The organism is Bacillus luti (genome assembly GCF_001884105.1).
In the GTDB taxonomy this organism is placed as follows: domain Bacteria; phylum Bacillota; class Bacilli; order Bacillales; family Bacillaceae_G; genus Bacillus_A; species Bacillus_A luti.
This window is the reverse complement of record NZ_MACI01000050.1, coordinates 1-15,722: the sequence shown is the minus strand read 5'-3', so window position 1 is coordinate 15,722 and position 15,722 is coordinate 1. Positions and strand designations below refer to the sequence as shown.

Below are 15,722 nucleotides of genomic sequence, written 5' to 3'. Positions count from 1 at the left end.
AAAAGTGAAAAATAGAGGTTGACTGAAAATAGATTTTGTTGTACAATTAAGATACGGATAAATACATTCTTTTATTTTTAATGAATGCGTTTCTGTACTAATTTAACATAGTTTTTGAATTTAATCAATGATAATGAGATAAACCTTGGTTCCGCGCTATGTGGATCGAGGTTTTTTTGTGTTTTTCTTTAAGGAAGAATTGCAATTTTATCGAGGAGAATGTAAGTAAAGCAAAGAAGAGAATGAGGAATAGGGGGATACTGATGGAAAAACATTTTAAGGAATCACATCGTTTTTGTTCTCGTAATAGAAACAGCTTAGAAAAGGATGTTATATGCGGTTGTTTTTATTGTTTGGAAATTTTCAATCCAGAAAAAATTACAGAGTGGTGGGATGATGATAACACAGCCGTTTGTCCTCATTGCGGGATTGACTCTATTATAGGAGAAAGTTCTGGATTGAAAATCACAGAAAATTTTTTAGGCGAAATGCATAAGAGATGGTTTTAGTTAAACGAATGGCAAAAGCAACTTCCGTTAACGAAGATTATGTAATTATATATAAGTGACTAAGACTTTACATTACCAACATGAAGAATTAAAAGGGCTATAAAAAGCGGATATGCTCCATTATTATCTCGAAAAGAGGGCATACAAAAAAGCTCGGGCTAAGCCCAAGCTTTTCAATTCATTATTTCTTTTCTTCTTTTTTAGCGTCAGCTTTCTTCTCTTCGAAAAGATCTTTTAAATCTTTATCGTCAACTTTGATGTCAGCTTTTTTGATTTCTTTCGTCATAAGATCGTTCATGAATTCGCCATCTTGTTTTTTCTTCGCAACTAATTCTTTTTTGATGTCAGCTTTAGATTGCTCGAATGATTTTTCTGGCTCTTTAATGTCTGTTACTTTAATGATGTGGTAACCGAATTGTGATTTTACAGGTTCGCTTACTTCATCTTTTTTCAGCTTGTAAGCAGCATCTTCGAATTCTTTAACCATTTTACCTGGTCCGAAGAATCCTAAGTCTCCGCCTTTTTCTTTTGAACCAGTATCTTCAGAGTATTGTTTCGCTAACTCTTCGAAAGATTTACCTTGTCCAAGTTCTTCTTTAACCTTCTTCGCAGTCGCTTCATCTTTTACAAGAATGTGGCTTGCTTTAATTTCAGGTTTGTAGTTTTCTTTTAGTTCTTTATCAGTGATTGTTTTCTCGATAGCTTTTTCTTGAGCTAATTCAGCACGAACACCATTTTTTAACGTTTCTTCTTTAAGACCTTGTTGTTTTAATAGTGTATCGAATTGATCACCGACTTGCTTTTTCATTTCATCGTACTTTTTGTCTACTTCTTTGTCATCAACTTTGTAGTTTTTAATAAGTACTTTCTCCATAACCATGCTTTGTAAGACTTGGCTACCACCTTTTTGCTTCATTTCGTTGTAGAACTCTTCTTTTGTAATGTCACCAGCTTTAGATGTAACAATTTTGTCTGATGATGATGATGTTCCACATGCTGATAAGGCAATTACACTTGTTGCGGCTAAGGCAAGCATCGCTTTCTTCATTCGATAAACACTCCTACTATTATGTATTTTTAATTTATCCTACACCGATGAATTTTAGTTCATAAGAGCCCGATTAAGTCTCACTGATACTTTTGCTTCTTATACTGGTAAAGCGCGCTTAACAGGGCTTACCGAGGCTGAGGATAAAGTTAAGATGCGTGTCATTTATTTCATAGTATAAGCAATATGTACAGAATTTAATATATCATATTTCGACTCGATTTCATATTGATAAAGAAAAATTAACCATATCGTGTCAGATTTTGAAAGTGTGCCATATTGGGCATATGCCGCATATACAGAATAGAGGAGGAGATGGGGATGAATTCTCAACTTATTTTATTACTTGTACTGTTTATTTTATTGGTTATAGTAGGTATAATTTGCTTATAGAGGAAAAAAATGAGGAAGGGGCTTTCCTTCCTCACTTTCCATGAAATATAATTTCTATATAACTAGAAATTAATAAAATTGTTATACATACATTAATAACCCGAAAGACACCGGGTTGGCGGCTCGCAGCTATTTGTTTTCGTTCACACAGTGTATGTGTCATGAAATTCGTGTAAAATATAACAAGAAGTGCGAATGCGACAAAAACAACTGTTATAAGTGTCATGAGGCGAGACCTCCTTTTGGCTAAAATACATATATATATTGTATCACACGATATTTTGTTCGTGTTACAAAATTCAGAAATAGAAGACTTTGTGTTAGAAAGTGAGGGAGAAAATGGACGTTGTTAGAAGATTAGAACAAGCTGAATACTACGTAGACCTACTATTTAAAATGATTGATGAAGAAAAGTGTCCATTTTATTCTTTGATCATAAAGAAAAAAGCTCGTAAAAAAGATATTGAACGTATACTACAACTTTGTGAAATACTGAACGAACAATACGTAGTGGAGAAAGCAGAAGGGCTTTTATTGTTCGATGCGCTGTTAGATCAATTTGAAAAAGCGCTTCCACATCAGCTCGAAGTACACGAAACTGCGGAAGCGCTAGCAAAACAAGGTTTATTTAAGCCACTTATGAATGAATTCCTAAGCATGATTGCGAAAAAATAAATAAATAGATTACTTCTTAACTAACTTCTGATCGGATTCCATAAAGTTCTCATCAATATCTTCTAATGATTTCTCAAAAATATCGATAAATTCTTGTCCGTAAATATTACGCAGGATTGCAATCAGTTCGATATTTTCTGGGAATTTCCCGTAAAAATTACGAAGTGCAAGAGCCCCATTAAACACGGAATTATTTTCGGGATTATACTCCTCCATTAAGCGAAGTAGTAATTCTTCCCCTTTGTCTGTAATTTCAATGTACGTATTTCGTTTATCATCTTCTTTTTTCGAGAATACAAGATAGCCGCGTTCTTCCAGCTTTTTCGAGAAGTTAAACGCCGTTGATACGTGCATAACTCCAAACTTAGCAATCTCAGAAATAGAAGCCCCTTTTAAATGATAAGCAATTGATAAAATGTGATGCTCATTAATGTTTAAATCGTAAGGTTTAATCCACTGTTGCCAATCTTTCTCTACACATTTCCATAACGCTTTCGATAATTGAGCAATGCGTTGGCTGAAAATCATCGCTTCTTTTACCGAGTAATCTTTTTCTCCACTTTTCATTTACTCACCCACTTTAACATTCTTTTTCATTACTATCTATTATGCCAGTAAAATAAAAATTAATAAAGTCTTTTTGTGAGAATTGTGAAAATTTTTTAACAAAATGACATTCTATACAAATCATGCATAACTATGGAAGCGGTTTATGAGTCAAGAATACATGTGTTGTCTGTACATGTTAAGTGATAACATATATTGTAAATGCATAAAAACACGGCATATCTGTGTGATATGCCGTGTTAAGGTCAATTTATCTAAAAAATATTTGTTATATGCAAAAAACTAAGCAGGAATCTGTTTACGCTTTTTCTGGAACAGCTTCTTGTAGTTTCTCAATTGACTTTTGGATGTCTAAAATTTCTTTCTCAATATGGCGCTTGTTTTGAGAAATATCTTGTTTCCAGTTAGAAAGCGTGTCTTGCATATCGTCTTTTAATTCTTGAAATACTTCTTTACCTTCTGAAGCCGTTTCAACGATTTGACGCTTTAATAATTTTGTATCAGCTGTAATATCAGCTAAAGTCTTTTTAATATCAGTTCCTTTTTCTTTCAGCTTACCGCGCATGTCTTTACCAGAAGAAGGAGTTGAGAAAAGAACGGCTAGTCCAGCAACAGCTCCGCCGCAAATAACACCTGTAATAAAGGATTTAGCTTTTGACATAAAAGGAGACCTCCTTATTTTTTGTTCGTATTCATGATGTGAAAAAGTATGAATATCTTTCTTATATGTGCTAGGCACAAACAATCATCCCCGAGCATTTGTGAAGAAACAAGTCATGCTAATGTGTAATCATTTTGGGGAATAGACTTGTTATGTATTACGTCTTCTTATAGTGTCACTATTTCACACTATTTGCAATTGTGCTTGCGATGTTTTGTAAATTTTCCATAGTGTATTCATTTTGATGTGATTTCCAAACAGCACCGAAACCATCGTTTTCACCGTAGCGTGGAATTAAATGAAGGTGGAAGTGGAACACAGTTTGTCCAGCTTTTTCACCGTTATTGTTAAGTAGGTTAAAGCCAACTGGATTAAACTCTGCTTTCATTGCATTTGCGATTTTTGGAACGACAGCAAAAATGTGTGATGCGATTTCTGGCGTTAACGCAAATATGTCTTGTTTGTGAACTTTTGGAATAACAAGTGTATGTCCTTTTGTTACTTGACTAATATCTAAAAATGCAAGTACATGCTCATCTTCGTATACTTTTGAGCAAGGGATTTGCCCGTCAATAATTTTACAAAAAATACAATTATCCGCTGTATGATTCATCAATATCATCCTTTCAAGTAGCCTTAGCCGTATTTTACCATAATTACATAATAGAACAAACACGAAAAACAGGAAGCTGACTCAGCTTCCTGTTTTCTGAAGATGGATTGAAAAAGCATTATCGTAATTTACGTTTCGCAGACACCCCATTTAATTTAAGAAATGCACGGTAAATCGGCTAAAGTTTCTGCCGTAGACACCCCATTTTCAAGTGAAATGAATTGCAATCTTTTATAAAAGGAAATTGTTTATTTTTTAAAACAGTATATGCTCTTTCGGAGACACCCCGTTTCTAAAATGAAACAAATAATCTGGTTATGTGTAAATTTCTTTGTCCAACATGGACACCCCTTTTCATGATGACTTCACTATGTTGTTATACTCATCAATTGGTGGTTGCTTTTTCAATGTGTTCCTTCTTCCTTAATTATGATGTCCGCTTTCGTAAAAATATATGCGAAGAAATTTAAATTTTTTTTAAGACATCGATACTATGTAGTACAGTGCCATTTTTGGTAAGATGAATATAGAACGAATATAAATGAAGAAAGTGGTGTCGTATGAGCGAGTTATTGCGTGTAGAAAATGTTACAGGAGGATATACGAAACGACCTGTACTAAAAGATGTTTCGTTCTCTGTTAATAAAGGCGAACTTGTCGGCTTAATCGGTTTAAATGGAGCTGGTAAAAGTACGACGATTAAACATATTATCGGTTTAATGGAACCGAAAAAAGGAACTGTCACAATTAATGGGAAAACAATTCGTGATGATATGACAGCGTACCGTTCTAGTTTCTCCTTCATTCCAGAAACACCGGTATTATATGATGAATTAACGTTAGAAGAGCATTTGAAGTTAACAGCGATGGCGTACGGCGTTGATGAAAAGCAATATGAAGAACGTGTAGGGCAACTATTGCAAGAGTTTCGTATGAAAAATCGTTTAAAATGGTTTCCATCTCATTTCTCAAAAGGGATGAAACAAAAAGTAATGATTATGAGTGCGTTTTTAGTGGAGCCATCTCTTTACATCGTAGACGAACCGTTCGTTGGGCTTGATCCGTTAGCGATCCAATCGCTTCTTCAAATGATGGATCAAATGAAAAAGAGCGGCGCAGGTATTTTAATGAGTACACACATTTTAGCGACGGCAGAGCGTTATTGTGATTCGTTCATTATTCTGCATCAAGGTGAAGTAAGAGCGAAGGGAACATTATCTGAACTGCAATCTGACTTTAATATGCCTGGTGCAACATTAGATGATATTTACATTGCATTAACGAAGGAAGAAGATTATGAATAGCACAGCATTATGGAAAGAACGATTTCGTCACTTTCTAAAAGAAGTTCGTACATATAGTAAATACGTATTTAATGATCATTTGAAATTTATTTTTGTTTTCATCATCGGTGCAGGAGCGTATTATTACCAGCAATGGTTACAAACGTTAACACCTTCGTTCCCAACTGCGCTCGTGATGGCAGTATTAATTGGACTCGTTTTAACGGCTGGATCGATTCAAACGTTATTGAAAGAAGCAGACCTCGTTTACTTACTGCCAGTTGAAGAAAAGTTAAAGCCTTACTTCACAAAGGCATTTCTCTTTACGTTTATGATTCAGTTATACATAATCGCAATTGTAGCGGCAGCGCTTGCTCCGTTATATTTCCAGCAAATGAAACAAACAGGTGCTGGCTACATATGGCTCGTACTTGCGTTTGTCATTGTAAAAGCGTGGAATTTATTCGTAGCGTGGGAAAAATCATTTTTAACAGATCAAAATGTGCAAAGGGCCGATTGGTTCATTCGTTTCATTTTAAACGGATTATTTGTTTATTTCCTTGTAGAACGTACTTCCGTTATGTTTATTGGTGGAATCGTCCTGCTCATGGTGTTATACCTTGTGATCCTGCATCAAATGGTGAAGGGAAAGCCGCTGAACTGGGAGTATTTAATTTCTGAAGAAGGTAAGAAGATGATGCTGCTGTACCGCATTGCGAATATGTTCATCGATGTACCAGCATTAAAAGAACGAGTATCCCGTAGAAAATGGCTTGATTTCATTCTTTCGATAATCGGCGAAAAGCGTACATATTTATACTTATATACGAGAACGTTTTTACGCTCGGGCAACTATTTTGGTTTATATGTTCGTTTGCTTGCTCTTGGCGGAGTTATTCTGTACTTCATTCCGTTTTTATATGGGCGATTTATCGTAAGCCTAATCTTCCTATACTTAATCGGTTATCAGCTATTAACTTTATGGAAACATCACCGCATGAAAGTTTGGCTTGATTTGTATCCAGTAAGGGGAGAAGAGAAGAAGAAAGATTTTCTTACTTTATTAAATGCAATCCTCGTTACTGGTAGCATTATCTTTACAATTGTATTTCTACTAGCGACAAAAGATTTCATGATGACGGGAATTTTACTAATCGTAAGCATAGTATTTAGTATCGGTTTCGTTTATCAATACGGTGCAAAACGCATCGAGCGCTTAAATTGAAAGGAATGAACCTATGATTACATATGAAGAAAAGGTTATAAAAGAATTGGAGCAGTGGAAAGCTACATTCATGAAAGATTCTTCTATGATGACACGGTTCTCTAAAAAAGTGCAGGTGAAAGTGCAACAACTAGTGCCCGCGAAAGTGCAAAAGGTACTAACAGAAACGATTCGGATGATGGTGCAAACAATTAGTGCTGGATCAAACTTCATAAAACCGAAGCTAAAAGAAACAAACTGGTCACTGCAAAGACGTGACGATGAAGTCCGTAAAAAAATAGATGAATACAAAAAAATAGCTGCAGCAGAAGGAGCAGGGACGGGCGCTGGTGGTATTCTTCTCGGCCTTGCTGACTTTCCGCTTTTACTTACGATTAAAATTAAATTTTTATTCGATGCTGCAACATTGTATGGATTTGATACGAGTAACAAAGAAGAACGACTTTTTATCCTTCACGTTTTCCAGCTTGCCTTTTCAAGTGATGATCACCGAAAAGAAATATGGAAAGTGATTGAAACGTGGGATACAGAAGAGGAAAATCATATGGACTGGGAAAAGTTCCAAACAGAGTACCGAGACTATATTGATTTAGCGAAGATGCTTCAGCTCGTCCCAGTAATCGGTGCCCCGGTCGGTGCGTATGCGAACTATCAATTATTGCAACGACTTGGAGAAGTGACGATGAATTGTTATCGAATGCGATTGTTGAATAGAAATTAATTTGCTGTATAAAAAAGAAGGGATCCTAAATTACACATTTAGGATCCCTTCTTTTATTTTATTCCGCTATTTGTAAGCCGTAAAACCGCGCTGATTAAAGTTTCAATTTATTACCAATAATATACAGATAAAGTAGATGTGGTTAGAAAGTTACTTGAGCTTACTTTACTGTATTTAGGGGTGCAAAATATGAAAGTATCAATATTTATCACGTGTGTGGCAGATGTTTTTTATCCAGAAGTCGGAAGAGATGTCGTCGAAATTCTTGAGGATTTAGGGTGTGAAGTTGATTTTCCAAAAACGCAAACTTGTTGCGGACAACCTGCTTATAATAGCGGGTATGTGAAAGAAACAAAAACAGCTGCAAAACATATGATTGAAGCCTTTGCTAGTTCAGAATATGTTGTAGCACCGTCGGGGTCTTGCGCGATGATGGTTCACGAGTTTTCTAGTTTATTTTCTGAAAGTGAAGCAGACTGGCAGAAAAAAGCTACTGAACTTGCTGATAAAACATACGAATTCACACAATTTCTCGTTGAAGTATTAGGGAAAGAAGATTTAGGTGCGGAGCTTCATAAAAAAGCAACGGTGCATACGTCTTGTCATATGAGCCGATTAATGGGGATTAAAGAACCACCGCAAAAATTATTAAAATGTGTAAAGGGACTGGAAGTGGTTTCACTGCCGCATAATTATGATTGCTGCGGATTTGGAGGGACATTCTCAGTAAAGATGCCAGAAATCTCTGAAGAAATGGTTGAGGAAAAAGTAAAACATATTATGGAAACCGGTGCGGAAGTGTTAATTGGAATGGATTGTAGCTGCTTAATGAATATAAAAGGACGTTTAACACGTAATGGTTATCCAATTGATGTAAAACATATTGCTCAAGTATTAAATGAAGATCGAAAATAAGAGGGGGATATAGAGATGGGAATGAAAATTGGGAATGATCCCTTTCATAAGCGTACGAAAACAGGCATTGGCGATCCATTTATGCGGCAAGCTGTTCGGAAAGCGCAAGATGGTCTTAGAGGTAAGAAGTTAAAAGCTACTGAGAGTCTTGGAAACTGGGAAGAATGGCGAGCTTTAGGAGAAGAAATTCGAAAGCATACATTAGAAAACCTAGACTATTATTTATATCAATTGAGTGAAAATATTGAGAAAAACGGTGGTTCTGTTTATTTTGCAAAGACTGCAGAAGATGCAAGGGAATATGTAAAAGAGATTGTAAAAAAGAAAAATGCAAAAAAAATCGTGAAATCAAAATCGATGGTAACGGAAGAGATTAGTTTAAATGAAGCAATTGAAGAAGCGGGAGCGGAAGTGTTAGAAACAGACCTTGCTGAATTTATTCTACAAGTAAACGATCACGATCCGCCGTCACATATTGTTGTTCCGTGCCTTCATAAAGATAAAGAACACATTTGTGAAATATTTAAAACAAAGTTAAATTACACGGGAACATCTGACCCTACGGAAATGGCGAGGTTTGTACGAGCGTATTTGCGTGATGATTTTTTTGCAGCGGATATAGGGGTGACGGGATGTAACTTTGCTGTTGCAGAGTCTGGATCCATTTCTATCGTAGCAAACGAAGGAAATGCAAGACTTACGACGACACTTCCGAAAACGTTAATTACAGTGATGGGGATGGAACGTATTGTTCCGACATGGGAAGAGCTTGATGTGTTAGTAACACTTCTATGCCGAAGTTCTGTAGGACAAAAATTAACAAGTTATATTACAGGGTTAACTGAGCCGGGCGGGACAGATGGACCGGAGGAGTTTCATTTAGTCATTGTTGATAATGGCCGTTCTGATATTGTAGGAACAGAATTCCAAAGTGTCCTTCAGTGCATTCGTTGCGCCGCATGTATTAACGTGTGTCCTGTATACCGGCATATTGGTGGACATGCATACGGGTCTATTTATCCAGGGCCAATTGGAGCTGTGTTGACACCGCTTTTAGGGGGATATGATGAATATAAGGATTTACCTTATGCGTCTAGCCTTTGTGGTGCTTGTACAGAAGCGTGCCCAGTGAAAATCCCGTTACACGACTTGTTAATTAAACATCGGAGCCGCATTGTACAAGAAAAATACTCACCTGTAGCTTGGAACGTTGCTATGAAAGGTTTTGAAAAAGCGGTGAGGAGTCCTAAATTATTTTCTTTTGCTGCGAAGAGTGCTCCGTATGCATTAAAACCTCTTGCAAAAGGCGATAAAATCGAGCACGGCATTGGGCCGTTAAAAGCATGGACGGAAGCGAGAGATTTTCCAGTTCCGAAAAAACAACCGTTCCGAGAGTGGTTTGAAAAACGCGTAAAGGAGAACGATGATGGCCATCCAAAATCGTGAGGAATTTTTGCTCCAATTATCAGAAAAGCTTGGTAGGAAACGTCCAGAAGCAGTGAAAAAACCGAAATGGTCTGTTTCACCGCAGTGGAATGTGTTCGAAGGACTTTCGCAAGATGAACTTGTCTTACAGTTAATGGAACACTGCGAAGTGATTCATACGGAAGTAAAGCGAACAACAAAGGAAAAGCTTGTTGAAACATTGGGGTCTTTTATACAAGAATGGAATATCAAATCTGCGATGTGTGCGAATGATGAGCGCTTTAATGAATATGGTCTTACTCCATTTTTCAAAAATGAAGGCACAACACAATTTCGTACGTGGGGATTAGATCATAAAGAAGAGGACGTAGCATTTGCGAAAGCTGCTGACCTTGGTATTACGTTCAGTGATATGACTTTGGCAGAATCAGGAACCGTTGTACTATTTAATGACGGGTTAAAAGGAAGGCATGTGAGTCTTCTTCCAGAATCGTATATTGCAATCGTTCCTAAAAGTACGATTGTACCAAGATTAACCCAAGCTACAAAACTGATTCATGACCAAAATACATCAGGAGAAAACCTGCCAGCTTGTGTGAATTTCGTTTCTGGTCCGTCAAATAGCGCTGATATTGAAATGAACCTTGTCGTAGGTGTACACGGGCCAATTAGAACAGCTTATATTATTGTGGATGATCAATAATGAAACAAATATGATGTATAAGAATGCTGAAAATAGAAAGCACTAGCTATTACACATAACTAGTGCTTTCTATTTTGTGTGCCCGGATAATCTTGGACCTACTTAAATGATGTTTTTTAGAAGCCAACCCCACTATAGCTAGCTCCAACTATAATCAATACGATAAAGAGTACAATGATGAATGGAAATCCACTCTTACCAGTTTGTCCATCTTCACCGCCACCAGTGCCGCCGCTACCACCTTTACCACCAAGTCCCATATAAATGTCCTCCTTATTGCTATATGTTGTTTTACTTTATACTTTTCTAGATTTATCAAGAAGTTCCTTGCAAATCATTCCGTTTCATTTTACAATTTACTTACCGACCGGTAAGTAAAAATAAGTGAGGTACAGTATGACAAAGAATTTACAAACATCGCAAAACATTGTAGAAGCTTCATTTAAACTTATGGCAGAACACGGCATTGAGAAGATGAGCCTTTCCATGATTGCGAAAGAGGTAGGTATTTCAAAACCGGCTATTTATTATCATTTTCCTTCTAAAGAAGCGTTAGTGGATTTTTTATTTGAAGAGGTTTTTTCTGGATATCAATTTGTGGGTTACTTCGATAAAGACCAATATACAAAAGAAAACTTTGCAGAGAAGTTAATCGCAGATGGTTTACAAATGTTGTCTGAGTATAAAGGCCAAGAAGGTATATTACGCGTTATAAATGAATTTATCGTAAGTGCGACGCGAAATGAAAAGTATCAGAAACGTTTATTTGAAATACAAGAGGAGTTTTTAAATGGATTCCACGATTTATTGAAGAAAGGTGTGGAACTTGATGTTGTGTCACAAGATGCAACAGAAGAAAATGCTCATACGTTAGCGCTCGTTATTGATAACATGAGTAATTACATATTAATAGGCTTCGATTTAAAGTATAAAGAAATTTGGATTCAAAATGTGAAAAACGTAATGAAGGGGGAATAAAGTTGAAAATGCAAAAAAACTGGTGGCTCGGTTTTCTTGGCTTTGTTGGAGTGTATAAAATTCCAGGAATGATTGAAGCTTTTCAAGCGGATGGAAGTTGGATGAAGTTAATAGGGTTTATTTGGCTACTTTGGTTCGGCTATTTTATTCCAGAGAAGAAAGATAAAGAAGAATAAATACTAATTTTCTGTAAAGTTATGTAAAATATAATTTGAGAGTATTCATATATTAGATTACTAGATTTGGAGTGGTTACATGGATCCATTGAAAAATGAAATTCACCCTGACATGATCAAGGTGTGGAAAGTTCGTGCTGTAATTGAAGAAGGGATCGGTATTCTTGTCATTTTAGCTTACCTTTTCCTCATGATAAAGTTTGATTGGTGGGCGTGGATTTTGTATGTGATGATTGGGCTAACAGTTGTGTTCGCACCATTTTCATACTTCCTATTCCCGAAACTACGTCAGCGCTATTATAGCTATCAACTAAACGAAGAAGAACTTGAAATTCAGCACGGTCTTTTCGTCGTAAAGCGCGTATTAGTACCGATGATTCGTGTGCAGCACGTTACGATTGAACAAGGGCCAATTATGAGAAAATATGGTTTAGCAGAATTACATATTTCAACAGCAGCAACTTCTCATAGTATCCCAGGTTTAACGATGTATGAAGCAGAAATGTTAAAAACGAAAATCGCAGAATTAGCGAAAGTGAGTGATGAGGATGTATAAGAGGCAGCATCCGATCACGATGTTATTAGAATTAAAAATAACAGACTTTATACCACTCATTATTTTCATGTTTAGCTTAAACGGAAAATTCCCGTTTTGGTATTTAATTCCCGCTGGATTTGGTTTACTTACCATCTTTTCAGCGTTTGAAAAATGGTATTACACAACATATTGGGTTGAAAATAACGTATTACATGTGAAACAGGGGCTCTTTGTGAAGAAGGAGAGCTACTTAAATAAAGAACGTGTGCAAACAATTAATACAAGTTCTAACGTGTTATATCAAATGCTTGGCTTAAAGAAAATTCAAATCGAAACAGCTGGTGGGGGCGACGATGCAGAAGTTAGCTTAGCTGGTATTACAGTAGAAGAGGCAACAGAGCTTATTACTTTGCTAAATGAGCCAACTCCAGAAGTGAAAGCAGAAGAAACGTTAGACGAAGCAGTAGAAAATACAGAAGAAAAACAAATCGTTACAGAAGAGAAACAATCGACAGAATATAAATTAACTTGGAAAGAAATTTTATTAGCATCTGTTACATCTGGTCAGTTTGGACTATTATTCTCATTAATCTTTTTCGTATATCATCAAGTAGATGAGTACATTCCGAAATGGATAGAGAATGGCGTAAAGTCGTATGTAATGGACCACGATATATATGGCTTGATTTTCATGATAGCCATTTTGATCGTCCTTTCATGGATTATATCGACAATCGGTTATGCGCTAAAACATGGAGATTTCACAGTGAATCGAAGAAATGATGAGGTCCGCATTTCACAAGGATTACTTGAGAAAAAAGAACTCGTCCTAAAATTGCACCGTATTCAAGGTATTACGATAAAAGAAAGTATTTTACGTCAGCCATTCGGTTATTGCGCTGTGCAAGTAGAAGTCATTCAAAGTAAAGGACTGGGTGACGAAAAAGAAAAAGTTACACTGCATCCTATCATTCGAAAAGATCGTGTACAACAGTTACTCGCACATTTACAATTACCATACGAACTGAATACAAACATTATTTCATTACCAAAATCAGCATTGCGTCGTTACTTAATTGATAGTTTTATATTCTTCGCAATGCTAGCAATCCCGCTTATTGGAATAAGTATATACTCTGAAAAGCACTTCATCATGTGGGCATTAATTCCACTTGCGATCCTCATCTTTATACTGGGATACGCAACATTTAAAACAAATGGTTACGGTGTAAACGGAGAGCAAATTACGCTTGTATATCGCAGTCTCGGAAAATATACAGGGCTTGTTAGAAGAAGACACGTCCAATCAATGGAAAAGACACAATCCTATTTCCAGCGCCGTGCAAGTTTATGTACGTATAAGTTCTCTAATGCATCATCGAATTATAAATTAGAGCATACGAGAGTAGAAGATGCGGAGAGAATGCAGGGTTGGTATAAGAAGAGAATAAGTGAGAATTAATTTGAAAAGGCTTGCCTATTATGAAAGGTAAGCCTTTTTTGTTATAGAGAAATGAGGGGTTTACATTTGGACTAGTTTTTTCTTGGTTTCATTTATGTGTGAATACAAATACAGCGCGCATGTATCAATACGTATTAAAAAAGGTAGTGGGCTTCTATTTCAGGTAATTTTGTGGAGTTTTTGATATAAATGGTATAATAATATAGAACTATTTTTTAGGAGGTTATATATGATAAGTCAATTGAAAAGAGAAGCACTGGATGCATTAAAGGGAAAATGGGGATTAGCGGTAGGGGCGACCTTATTACTTGGAATCCTCATTGGAGCTGCTAATATGCTATTCACAGGTATTTTCTCGATATTTTGGGGTTGGGAAGAAGCAAGGGAGTCGCTTACAGTAAGTATTATTGCAATGCTTATTATCGGTCCATTAACAGTAGGTGCTTATTACCTTGTTTTACATGTAATCCGTAGGGATAATGCTAGTATTGGTTATTTATTTAGATGGTTTAGTGACGGAAGTAAATTTATGAAGGCATTTTTAACATATTTACTAATGTATGTATACTTGATTCTATGGACATTACTTCTTATTATTCCGGGAATTATTAAATCATTTTCTTATGCTATGACGTACTTTATTTTGAATGATCATCCAGAATACACAGCGAATCAAGCAATTACTGAAAGTCGCCGTATGATGAATGGACATAAAATGGATTACTTCTTACTATGCTTAAGCTTCATTGGCTGGTTCATTTTAAGTATTCTTACTATAGGAATCGGTTTCTTATGGTTAGCGCCTTATTTCTACTCGACATCAGCAGCGTTTTATGAAGAGATTTCAAAAGAATATTATAAAAAAGAAGGTACTACTTTCTAATAAAACATGTAAACCATCTGTTTCCTATATTTTTTAGGGGATAGGTGGTTTCTTTTTGAGGACTTTACCTAATAAATAGCTATAATTATGTTGAGTAAAAATAAAAGGAGTAAAGTAATGAAATATACTTGTCCATGCTGCGGATATGAAACATTAGAAGAAGAACCACCAGGTACATATGAAATTTGCAGCATATGTTATTGGGAAGATGATAAGGTACAGTTTAACGATCCTGACTTCGAAGGCGGGGCAAATGAAGCCTATGTGTATGTGAAGTAAAAAAATAAGAACCGCTCTTAATTAATTCAGCGGATCTTGTTTTATTTTATTACTATTCAAAAGACCTATTTTGTTTTTTCGGGATTTTTCATAAAATATATTTTCCTTTTTAATCGATATTATTATATTACAAACACTTGTAATAATTAAAACACCTGCATTGTGCAATACAAGGTTGTAGCTGTACCACTGTAACATAAAAGTTGCAAGTGCTGCTATTTCCATGAATATCGGTAGCCGTACAAGTTACGGTAGTGGTCCCCACATTAAAAAAGGAGCCGGATGGTGGGTAGCAAGTCACCGAAACTACACCACAGTTGGCGCTTGCAGTAGGTGCAAAGTTGACTATAGGTTCTACCTGACAAGGTGCAATAGCTACAGTAATGTCGGCAGGACAATTGATGGTCGGTGGTTCGGTGTCATTTACTGTAACGGTAAATGAACACGTAGCTGTATTTCCCGATGCGTCCGTGGCTGTACAAGTCACAGGAGTGGTTCCTACAGAGAAGAAGGATCCAGAAGCTGGCGAACAGGAAAAAGTTACACCTGGACAGTTATCTGTAACCGTAGGTTGAAATGTAACAATAGCACCGCATTTACCAGGATCATTTGCTTTTGTAATATTGTTAGGGCATTGGATTTTTGGTGGTTCGGTATCATTTACTGTG

Annotated in this window: 21 protein-coding genes and 1 pseudogene; 14 read left to right on the top strand and 8 right to left on the bottom strand. The window is 36.2% G+C overall.

Features of this window, described 5'->3' with window-relative positions; all coding sequences use genetic code 11:
* Positions 1 to 263: 263 nt before the first annotated feature.
* The gene (locus BAQ48_RS11470; protein WP_071711171.1) at positions 264 to 509 is read left to right on the top strand and encodes a cytoplasmic protein; all 246 of its coding nucleotides are present in this window, start codon (positions 264 to 266) and stop codon (positions 507 to 509) included.
* A 181-nt stretch (positions 510 to 690) separates the two neighbouring features.
* Here the strand turns inward: BAQ48_RS11470 and prsA are convergent, their stop codons facing one another.
* Both prsA and BAQ48_RS11460 read right to left on the bottom strand, forming a co-directional pair.
* Positions 691 to 1,557, bottom strand: coding sequence for a peptidylprolyl isomerase PrsA (gene prsA / locus BAQ48_RS11465; protein ID WP_071711170.1), 867 nt, complete (start codon positions 1,555 to 1,557; stop codon positions 691 to 693).
* Positions 1,558 to 1,981: 424 nt separating this feature from the next.
* A complete protein-coding gene (locus BAQ48_RS11460) occupies positions 1,982 to 2,176 on the bottom strand; it encodes a hypothetical protein (RefSeq protein WP_000172690.1) in 195 nt (64 codons plus the stop codon).
* Positions 2,177 to 2,289: 113 nt separating this feature from the next.
* Between BAQ48_RS11460 and BAQ48_RS11455 the strand changes: the two genes are divergently transcribed.
* Positions 2,290 to 2,625 carry a DUF1878 family protein gene (locus tag BAQ48_RS11455; protein ID WP_071711169.1) on the top strand — a complete coding sequence of 112 codons (336 nt, stop codon included), beginning with the start codon at positions 2,290 to 2,292 and terminating at the stop codon, positions 2,623 to 2,625.
* Positions 2,626 to 2,634: 9 nt separating this feature from the next.
* Here BAQ48_RS11455 and BAQ48_RS11450 read toward each other — a convergent pair whose 3' ends face one another.
* The 3 genes from BAQ48_RS11450 to BAQ48_RS11440 all read right to left on the bottom strand — a co-directional run bounded on the left by BAQ48_RS11450 (position 2,635) and on the right by BAQ48_RS11440 (position 4,466).
* Positions 2,635 to 3,192 carry an HTH-type transcriptional regulator Hpr gene (locus tag BAQ48_RS11450; RefSeq protein WP_000834923.1) on the bottom strand — a complete coding sequence of 186 codons (558 nt, stop codon included), beginning with the start codon at positions 3,190 to 3,192 and terminating at the stop codon, positions 2,635 to 2,637.
* Between the two features lie 298 nt (positions 3,193 to 3,490).
* Positions 3,491 to 3,853 carry a YtxH domain-containing protein gene (locus BAQ48_RS11445; protein ID WP_071711168.1) on the bottom strand — a complete coding sequence of 121 codons (363 nt, stop codon included), beginning with the start codon at positions 3,851 to 3,853 and terminating at the stop codon, positions 3,491 to 3,493.
* Between the two features lie 178 nt (positions 3,854 to 4,031).
* The gene (locus BAQ48_RS11440) at positions 4,032 to 4,466 is read right to left on the bottom strand and encodes an HIT family protein (protein WP_001016832.1); all 435 of its coding nucleotides are present in this window, start codon (positions 4,464 to 4,466) and stop codon (positions 4,032 to 4,034) included.
* A gap of 560 nt (positions 4,467 to 5,026) precedes the next feature.
* Between BAQ48_RS11440 and ecsA the strand changes: the two genes are divergently transcribed.
* The 6 genes from ecsA (at position 5,027) to BAQ48_RS11410 (ending at position 10,738) form a co-directional block, all read left to right on the top strand.
* Positions 5,027 to 5,770: an ABC transporter ATP-binding protein EcsA gene (ecsA, locus tag BAQ48_RS11435; protein ID WP_071711167.1), complete on the top strand. Its 744-nt coding sequence runs from the start codon at positions 5,027 to 5,029 to the stop codon at positions 5,768 to 5,770.
* The gene (gene ecsB, locus BAQ48_RS11430; protein WP_071711166.1) at positions 5,763 to 6,974 is read left to right on the top strand and encodes an ABC transporter permease EcsB; all 1,212 of its coding nucleotides are present in this window, start codon (positions 5,763 to 5,765) and stop codon (positions 6,972 to 6,974) included. Before ecsA ends, ecsB begins: the two co-directional genes overlap by 8 nt.
* Positions 6,975 to 6,987: 13 nt before the next feature.
* Positions 6,988 to 7,695, top strand: a complete 708-nt coding sequence (ecsC, locus tag BAQ48_RS11425; protein WP_071711165.1) for an ecs operon protein EcsC — start codon at positions 6,988 to 6,990, stop codon at positions 7,693 to 7,695.
* A 189-nt stretch (positions 7,696 to 7,884) separates the two neighbouring features.
* Positions 7,885 to 8,610, top strand: a complete 726-nt coding sequence (locus tag BAQ48_RS11420; protein ID WP_000868616.1) for a (Fe-S)-binding protein — start codon at positions 7,885 to 7,887, stop codon at positions 8,608 to 8,610.
* A gap of 15 nt (positions 8,611 to 8,625) precedes the next feature.
* Positions 8,626 to 10,056 (top strand): LutB/LldF family L-lactate oxidation iron-sulfur protein, encoded by a 1,431-nt coding sequence (locus tag BAQ48_RS11415; protein ID WP_071711164.1) that lies wholly within the window; start codon positions 8,626 to 8,628, stop codon positions 10,054 to 10,056.
* A complete protein-coding gene (locus BAQ48_RS11410) occupies positions 10,037 to 10,738 on the top strand; it encodes a LutC/YkgG family protein (RefSeq protein WP_071711163.1) in 702 nt (233 codons plus the stop codon). The genes BAQ48_RS11415 and BAQ48_RS11410 overlap by 20 nt, the downstream gene beginning before the upstream one ends.
* Positions 10,739 to 10,854: 116 nt before the next feature.
* On the opposite strand, the gene BAQ48_RS11405 is transcribed toward BAQ48_RS11410, so the two are convergent.
* Positions 10,855 to 10,998 (bottom strand): YjcZ family sporulation protein, encoded by a 144-nt coding sequence (locus BAQ48_RS11405; protein WP_071711162.1) that lies wholly within the window; start codon positions 10,996 to 10,998, stop codon positions 10,855 to 10,857.
* A 136-nt stretch (positions 10,999 to 11,134) separates the two neighbouring features.
* On the opposite strand from BAQ48_RS11405, the gene BAQ48_RS11400 reads away from it, so the two are divergent.
* The 6 genes and pseudogenes from BAQ48_RS11400 to BAQ48_RS11375 all read left to right on the top strand — a co-directional run.
* Positions 11,135 to 11,716 (top strand): TetR/AcrR family transcriptional regulator, encoded by a 582-nt coding sequence (locus tag BAQ48_RS11400; protein WP_071711161.1) that lies wholly within the window; start codon positions 11,135 to 11,137, stop codon positions 11,714 to 11,716.
* A 2-nt stretch (positions 11,717 to 11,718) separates the two neighbouring features.
* Positions 11,719 to 11,892, top strand: coding sequence for a hypothetical protein (locus tag BAQ48_RS27940; protein ID WP_071711160.1), 174 nt, complete (start codon positions 11,719 to 11,721; stop codon positions 11,890 to 11,892).
* A 79-nt stretch (positions 11,893 to 11,971) separates the two neighbouring features.
* The gene (locus tag BAQ48_RS11390; RefSeq protein WP_071711159.1) at positions 11,972 to 12,448 is read left to right on the top strand and encodes a PH domain-containing protein; all 477 of its coding nucleotides are present in this window, start codon (positions 11,972 to 11,974) and stop codon (positions 12,446 to 12,448) included.
* On the top strand, positions 12,441 to 13,892 hold the full coding sequence (locus BAQ48_RS11385) for a PH domain-containing protein (RefSeq protein WP_071711158.1): 1,452 nt from the start codon (positions 12,441 to 12,443) through the stop codon (positions 13,890 to 13,892). Before BAQ48_RS11390 ends, BAQ48_RS11385 begins: the two co-directional genes overlap by 8 nt.
* 229 nt (positions 13,893 to 14,121) lie before the next feature.
* Positions 14,122 to 14,775: a DUF975 family protein gene (locus tag BAQ48_RS11380; RefSeq protein WP_071711157.1), complete on the top strand. Its 654-nt coding sequence runs from the start codon at positions 14,122 to 14,124 to the stop codon at positions 14,773 to 14,775.
* Between the two features lie 117 nt (positions 14,776 to 14,892).
* Positions 14,893 to 15,033, top strand: a pseudogene (locus BAQ48_RS11375) (CPCC family cysteine-rich protein); the annotation flags it as partial.
* A gap of 42 nt (positions 15,034 to 15,075) precedes the next feature.
* Here the strand turns inward: BAQ48_RS11375 and BAQ48_RS27935 are convergent.
* Positions 15,076 to 15,279 (bottom strand): hypothetical protein, encoded by a 204-nt coding sequence (locus tag BAQ48_RS27935; RefSeq protein WP_165613793.1) that lies wholly within the window; start codon positions 15,277 to 15,279, stop codon positions 15,076 to 15,078.
* The gene (locus BAQ48_RS28565) at positions 15,182 to 15,676 is read right to left on the bottom strand and encodes an HYR domain-containing protein (protein WP_423219974.1); all 495 of its coding nucleotides are present in this window, start codon (positions 15,674 to 15,676) and stop codon (positions 15,182 to 15,184) included. Before BAQ48_RS28565 ends, BAQ48_RS27935 begins: the two co-directional genes overlap by 98 nt.
* Between the last annotated feature and the right edge of the window lie 46 nt (positions 15,677 to 15,722).